Below are 2,926 nucleotides of genomic sequence, written 5' to 3'. Positions count from 1 at the left end.
AACCGCTGACCTCTTGCATGCCATGCAAGCGCTCTCCCAGCTGAGCTATAGCCCCACAGGACCTCTTTACGAACCAAATCCGCTGGGTGCAGAATTTGGTGGAGCTAAGCGGGATCGAACCGCTGACCTCTTGCATGCCATGCAAGCGCTCTCCCAGCTGAGCTATAGCCCCGTAACGTAAAGCGTGTCGTGTTGACGGGCGGCATAATATGAATTCCTCGCTCAGGTGTCAACGGCAAAATTATCCTTCTCGATTCAATCGCTGAAAAAGCAGGCAACCTGCTGAGATTGCGAGCCTTATCGCAGCCAGAAGTTAAACAGGTCACCTTTTCCAGTAAAAGGATGCTATAACATGGACAGCTAATTCCCATACATTTACTCAGGAAATAGTATGCTCAAGGAACGAATGACACCTGAAGAAATCGCCCATCTGACCGGCTACAGCCGGCAAACTATCAATAAGTGGGTGCGGAAAGAAGGCTGGCAGACCTCTCCGCGGCCTGGCGTCCAGGGCGGTAAGGCGCGCCTGGTCCATGTCAATGAGCAAGTCAGGGAGTTTATCCGCAGCGCCCAGCGCGTGGCGGAGACGCCCGGCACCTATTCTCCCCACGACAGCGACCTGGAATCGCTGCTGCTGACCCTCTGTAAAGAGCTCACTCCCAGCGAGCAGAAGCAGCTTATGTCGCTGCTGTTACGCGAGGGGATCACCGGGTTACTGCTTCGGTTAGGGATCCGCGATCGGTAAACCATGATGAAACTAAAAGATAAAATGACGCCCGCAGAACTTGCCGACTGCCTGGGGCTGGCGAGACAAACGATCAATCGCTGGGTTCGTGAGAAGAAATGGCGCACGGAAACGATACCCGGCGTCAAAGGGGGACGAGCGCGGCTGGTGGTCATCGACCAACCGGTGCGCGAGTTTCTGACGAACATTCCCGCCAGACGCCATCTGTTTAGCGACAATCATCTCGCGGAATCGCCAGGCGCTTACCTGGTCAATGAAGCGGACGCGATCTGGCGGCAAATCACAGAAACCCTGCAACTGATGACTCCGGCAGAACAGCTGCAGCTCCGCGACCTGCTGGCCCGGGAAGGGATTAGCGGTTTTCTTGCCCGCCTCGGCATCGCCAGCCCGGCGTAACAGACAAAAAAAACGGCAGGGGTATCCTGCCGTTATATCATCTACGTCCCCGTCAGGACGCCTGGCCTTCGCGCTCAGCGATAAAAGCCAGCGCTTTATTGATACGCTCTACGCTACGGGACTTGCCGATTGCATGGACGGTAACGTCAAGCGCAGGAGACTGCCCTGCACCGGTAACGGCCACGCGCAGCGGCATACCGACTTTGCCCATGCCCACTTCCAGCTCATCAGCGGTCGCCTGAATCGCGTGGTGGACGTTTTCCGCCGTCCAGTCGCTAATCATCGCCAGCTTGTCGCGGACGACTTCCAGCGGCTGACGCGCTACCGGACGCAGATGTTTCTTCGCCGCGTCGGCGTCGAATTCAGCGAACTCTTCATAGAAGTAGCGGCAGCTCTGGGCAATCTCTTTCAGCGTTTTGCAACGCTCGCCCAGCAGCTTCACCAACTCGGCCAGCTGCGGGCCGTTGCGGGTATCGATATTTTCCTGCTCAATATGCCACTGCAGATGCGTCGCCACATACTCCGCCGGCAGCGTATTGATGTAATGATGGTTCAGCCACAGCAGCTTGTCGGTGTTGAACGCACTCGCGGATTTGCTGACCGCCCCCAGCGAGAAGAACTCAATCATCTCTTCGCGGGTGAAGATCTCCTGATCGCCATGGGACCAGCCCAAACGCACCAGATAGTTCAGCAGCGCTTCTGGCAGGTAGCCATCGTCGCGATACTGCATCACGCTGACCGCCCCGTGGCGTTTGGAGAGTTTCTTGCCATCGTCGCCGTTGATCATCGATACGTGCGCGTATACCGGCACCGGCGCATTCAGCGCTTTAAGGATGTTGATCTGGCGCGGCGTGTTGTTGATATGATCTTCACCACGGATCACGTGGGTGATCGCCATGTCCCAGTCATCCACTACGACGCAGAAGTTGTAGGTCGGGGAACCATCGGTACGGCGAATGATCAGATCGTCCAGCTCCTGGTTGCTGAACTCGATAGGTCCGCGGATCTGATCGTCAAAAATAACCGACCCTTCCTGCGGGTTGGCGAAACGTACCACGCACGGCTCATCGTCGGCATGATGCTCGTGGCTATGGCGGCAGCGTCCATCGTAACGCGGCTTCTCACCGTTCGCCATTTGCTCTTCGCGCAACGCTTCCAGACGCTCTTTCGAGCAATAGCATTTATAAGCGGTACCGGCTTCCAGCATCTCATCGATCACGTTGTTATAACGATCGAAACGTTTGGTCTGGTAATAGGGACCTTCGTCCCATTGCAGATTCAGCCAGTTCATGCCATCCATGATGGCTTCAATTGCTTCCGGGGTGGAGCGTTCGAGATCGGTGTCCTCAATACGCAGTACAAACTCACCGCCGTGGTTACGGGCAAAAAGCCAGGAATAGAGAGCAGTACGCGCACCGCCAACGTGCAGATAGCCGGTTGGGCTTGGCGCGAAGCGAGTTTTGATTTTCATGAATTGGCCTTACGTTTAATAAAGATGCCGATAGCCGGCAATGTCCGGTGGAAATTATGGGTCAATATTCTAACACCGTGGGCTGATTCCTCAATGTTGTTCCCGCCGGAACGTCGCGGTTTGCCGTTTTTGTTTATAAATCATGCTATGACGCCGGTTTTGCGATCGCTTTGTTTAATTTTACGACGAACGAACGAATTCTTTAGAAAAGGCGTTGACTCATTTTCAACTCTCCCTATAATGCGACTCCACACAGCGGGGGTGATTAGCTCAGCTGGGAGAGCACCTCCCTTACAAGGAGGGGGTCGGCGGTT

The 2,926-nt window shown here is 55.3% G+C and carries 3 protein-coding genes and 1 tRNA gene; 2 read left to right on the top strand and 2 right to left on the bottom strand.

The features are described 5' to 3' along the window. Nucleotides 1-96 precede the first annotated feature (96 nt). Nucleotides 97-172, bottom strand: a tRNA-Ala gene (locus ABLU95_RS21465). A 219-nt stretch (nt 173-391) separates the two neighbouring features. Here ABLU95_RS21465 and ABLU95_RS21460 point away from each other — a divergent pair. Then, on the top strand, nt 392-745 hold the full coding sequence (locus tag ABLU95_RS21460) for a YfeC-like transcriptional regulator (protein ID WP_004202017.1): 354 nt from the start codon (nt 392-394) through the stop codon (nt 743-745). A 3-nt stretch (nt 746-748) separates the two neighbouring features. Beyond that, a complete protein-coding gene (locus ABLU95_RS21455) occupies nt 749-1,141 on the top strand; it encodes a YfeC-like transcriptional regulator (protein ID WP_023290586.1) in 393 nt (130 codons plus the stop codon). 52 nt (nt 1,142-1,193) lie between these two features. On the opposite strand, the gene gltX is transcribed toward ABLU95_RS21455, so the two are convergent. Beyond that, a complete protein-coding gene (gene gltX, locus ABLU95_RS21450) occupies nt 1,194-2,612 on the bottom strand; it encodes a glutamate--tRNA ligase (RefSeq protein ID WP_117129427.1) in 1,419 nt (472 codons plus the stop codon). Nucleotides 2,613-2,926: the final 314 nt, after the last annotated feature.

The organism is Klebsiella sp. GG_Kp146, from assembly GCF_040061975.1.
GTDB classification, from domain to species: domain Bacteria; phylum Pseudomonadota; class Gammaproteobacteria; order Enterobacterales; family Enterobacteriaceae; genus Klebsiella; species Klebsiella quasipneumoniae.
The sequence above is the reverse complement of the archived record's forward strand: the minus strand, read 5'-3'. Positions and strand labels throughout refer to the sequence as shown.